Genomic DNA, 3,641 nt, shown 5'->3' with positions numbered 1-3,641 from the left:
AGATCCGCCTGCGCGTCGCCGCTGATTAGGCGAAGGCCGAAATTTTGAACCAAAAAGCCCAAAATTTCGTCGTTGAAAAACTCAGGCACCGTAGAGCCCACGTTGATATTCTTAACGCCCAGGCTAAACAGCGCAAGCAGGATGATGGCCGCTTTTTGCTCCATCCACATCAGCACGATCGAGACCGGCAGATCGTTTACCGCGATGCCCGTAGCCTCGCTAAGCGCCAAGGCGATCTTGACCGCGCCGTTGCTGTCGTTGCACTGGCCTAGATCGATGTAGCGCGGAAGCTCGGTGCCAGGCACGGTTCCGAAATCCACGTCGTTGAAGCGGAATTTGCCGCAGCTGGAGGTCAAAATCACGCAGTCCTTCGGCAGGCTAAGCGCTAGCTCGCGGTAATACTCGCGTCCCTTGCCCGGCGCGTCGCAGCCTGCGATGACGAAAAAGCGGCGGATTTTGCCAGATTTGATCGCGTCTAAAATTTGCGGCGCGAGGCTTAAAATCGTCTTGTAGTGCCCGCCCGTCACCAAGCTCTCGTCGCTATCCATACTCACGTCGCCGCACGTAAGCGCGCACTCGATGAGCGGCGTAAAATCGTCGTTTTGGATATGTTTGACGCCGTCGGTGCCCGCGATAGAGTAGCCAAACAGCCTGTCCGCGTAGCTACAGGACGAGCGAAGCGGCACGATGCAGTTGGTGGTCATCAAAATCGCGCCTTTAAATTCGTTAAAAAGCTTGGTCTGATCGAACCACGCCTTGCCGACGTTGCCCTTTAGGTGCGGATACTTGCGAAGCTGCGGATAGCCGTGCGCAGGAAGCATCTCGGAGTGGGTGTAGATATTGATGCCCTTGCCCTCGGTCGCCTTTAGCAGCGCCTAAAGCGCGTGCAGGTTGTGCCCGCTAACCAAAATCGCCTTGCCCTAGACTTTGTTTTGGCTAACTTTAACCGGGGTCGGTACGCCGAATTTTGCGGTATGCGCCTCGCTTAAAATATCCATCATCTGCACGCCCGCGCTTCCGACGGCCATCAGCTGCGAGATATGCTCGTCAAAGTTAAAATTTGAGTTCGTCAGCGTGAAATACAGCGTGTCCGCCATAACGGTATCGACCGCGCTAGTATCGGCGCCGAGCTCGTGCGCGTGGTGGCGGTAGGCGCTAAGGCCTTTAAGTCCGAAAACCATAGTGTCTTGAAGTAACGCCAGCGTGGAGGTTTTGCCGCAGGTGCCGCGGTCTTGTCCTTTGGCGCCGCAGCCCTCCGGCGCGCTCATTTGACACTGATGACAGAACATCTCTAGATTGTAACTCATAGAAAATCCTTTATAAAAAATTAGTTGCAGATTTTAAGATTTTATTTATAATAACGACTTGGCCGCCGTCAAGAAACGGCGAAAATTTATCAAAATTATTTATAAAATGAGAATTTAATTTCTTGTGACAGCGCGGTCGAGACTCAAATTTGACCGAGTTTTTAGAATTCTTAACTAAAGCGCGGCGGATTAGCGCATTATGGAGTTAAGGCTCATTGCTGCACAAAACAATCTAGCTAAAGATTTAAGCGGCCGTAGAGGGCAAAGAGAGCCAGTCTCTTGCCGCGCTAAAAAAATGCGAATTTAGGTATAATAACGGCAAATATATAAAAGAATTTCATTATATTTTACTAAAACCGGCAAAGCGGTTTTGCGGGCGGTAAGATAGAGTTGTGGCCAAGATCGGCCTATCTTGCGCTAAGTCTAATCATTTGGAGTATCATGAGCATTTGCGAGTTAAAATTTCTAGTTTTAAAACCTACTTCGTTTGCCGGCAAGTGTTACGGCAAATTTCCGCTACTCGTCAAATTTGACGCGCAAACAAGGAAAATTTAACAAAAAGGACGAAAGATGAAAGAGTTTTTAGCAGCCGCGCTTGATTTTATCCTTTGCCGTATTACGATATTTATCACGGGCGTGCGGCCGCCGCAGGAGCTTTTAAATATCGGCGAGGGTACTAAAATTTACTACGCTAACCACGCTAGCCACGGCGATTTCTTGCTGATTTTCGTATCGCTGCCTTACCGCGCGAGAAAGCGCGTGCGCCCCGTCGCGGCGGCGGAGTACTGGGAGAGCGGGCCGGTGCGTAGGTTTCTTGCTAAAAACGTGTTTAACATGGTGCTAATCAGCCGTCATAAAGATCCGCTAGAGGCGCTAGCGCAAATGAGCGAGGCGCTAAAAACGCACTCTCTCATCATCTTTCCCGAAGGCACGCGCAAGACGGACGACGATCTAGCGCTACAGCCGTTTAAAAGCGGGATTTTCCGCCTGGCGCAGCAGTGTCCCACCGTCTCGTTCGTGCCCGTATGGATCAAAAACGCGCGAAACGTCCTGCCTAAGGGCTTTTTCGTGCCTATTCCACTGCTTTGCGAGCTGATAGTGGGCGAGGAGATAACCTACGGCGGCGAGGGCAAGGGCGAGTTTTTACAAAAGGCGCAAGACGCGCTGCTAGCGATGAGCGATACGCAAAATGATAGAACTAAAGCCTAGCACGGCAGCTTTGACGAGGGCGGTAAATTTAAGTCCCGTAAATCCGCCACGCAAGAGATTTGCGACCGATTTTTACGGCAAATTTGACGGTGAGCCTTTTAGAGCGGCGGCTAAAAGCGTCAAATTTGAGCGCGAAACACAGGCTAAAACGCTCGCCACGCCGCAAATCAAATTTGACCCAAACGCAAATTTAAACCGCGTAAAAAATTTAACCAATCAAACCGTCTGCACGGCAAACCAAACGCTCGCAAATTTGACTCGCTCGGAGAGCTCCTGCGCAGGCGTCAAATTTAGCTTCAAATTTAACCAAAAGGCACTAAAATGAACCCGCAAAATCATATCTTAAATCTATTTTTAGGACTCATCGCGGTGCTAGTCGTCTCTAGCGTCGTGGCTTTTATCTTAAAGGCCAAATTTGGCGCCGAGAACAAAACCGTCTCAAATTTGACCTCGCGCATAAACGCCTGGTGGGCGATGATTTTGGTGATTTTTGCGTTTACTTATCTTGGCAAAAACGCCGTGATATTTTTATTTTTGCTAGTTTCGTTTGCCGCATTGCGCGAGTTTTTGTCGCTCATCTACATCCGCAGAGGCGATCACATCGCGCTCGTGGCGTGCTTTTACGTGATTTTGCCCATGCAGTATATATTTATATATGCCGATTGGTACGCGATGGCGATGATATTTATCCCGGTTTACGGATTTTTATTTTTGCCGATTTTGGCGGCTATTTGCGGCGATGCGGCATATTTTTTAGAGCGCTCGACGAAGATCCAGTGGGCGCTGATGATCTGCGTGTTTTGTATCTCGCACATCCCCGCGCTTCTTTTACTAGACCTTGAGAGGGGCAGCGGCATGGAGCTGATGCTGTTTTTGATCCTGGTCGTGCAGGCTAGCGACGTGCTGCAGTACATCTGGGGCAAACTTTTCGGTAAACGCAAGATCGCTCCTAGCATCAGTCCGTCTAAGACGGTGGTCGGCTTTGCAGGCGGGGTTCTTAGCGCTAGCGCGCTGGCTGCGTGTCTCCATCATCTCACGCCTTTTGGCGCGGTAGGGGCGTTTTTCATCGGGCTTGCCGTTTGTATGATGGGTTTTTTAGGAGGGCTTGTTATGTCTGCGATCAAG

Annotated in this window: 3 protein-coding genes and 1 pseudogene; 3 read left to right on the top strand and 1 reads right to left on the bottom strand. The window is 50.3% G+C overall.

Annotation, left to right across the window (positions count from 1 at the left end):
- Positions 1-1,307 (bottom strand): annotated as a pseudogene (hcp, locus tag Q0338_RS04760) (hydroxylamine reductase); the annotation flags it as partial.
- A gap of 570 nt (positions 1,308-1,877) precedes the next feature.
- On the opposite strand from hcp, the gene Q0338_RS04755 reads away from it, so the two are divergent.
- The 3 genes from Q0338_RS04755 to Q0338_RS04745 all read left to right on the top strand — a co-directional run.
- Positions 1,878-2,516 carry a lysophospholipid acyltransferase family protein gene (locus Q0338_RS04755; protein ID WP_298085756.1) on the top strand — a complete coding sequence of 213 codons (639 nt, stop codon included), beginning with the start codon at positions 1,878-1,880 and terminating at the stop codon, positions 2,514-2,516.
- Entirely contained in the window at positions 2,497-2,841 is a 345-nt protein-coding gene (locus tag Q0338_RS04750; protein WP_298085755.1) for a hypothetical protein, read from the top strand. The genes Q0338_RS04755 and Q0338_RS04750 overlap by 20 nt, the downstream gene beginning before the upstream one ends.
- Positions 2,838-3,641: phosphatidate cytidylyltransferase (locus tag Q0338_RS04745; RefSeq protein ID WP_298085754.1), on the top strand; the 804-nt coding region annotated here is incomplete at its 3' end. The genes Q0338_RS04750 and Q0338_RS04745, both read left to right, overlap by 4 nt.

Source organism: uncultured Campylobacter sp., assembly GCF_938018145.1.
Classification (GTDB): domain Bacteria; phylum Campylobacterota; class Campylobacteria; order Campylobacterales; family Campylobacteraceae; genus Campylobacter_A.
The sequence above is the reverse complement of the archived record's forward strand: the minus strand, read 5'-3'. Positions and strand labels throughout refer to the sequence as shown.

Coding starts and splice junctions, on each gene's coding strand:
- Q0338_RS04750 (WP_298085755.1), top strand. CDS start 2,497: ATGATAGAACTAAAGCCTAGCACGGCAGCTTTGACGAGGGCGGTAAAT.
- Q0338_RS04755 (WP_298085756.1), top strand. CDS start 1,878: ATGAAAGAGTTTTTAGCAGCCGCGCTTGATTTTATCCTTTGCCGTATT.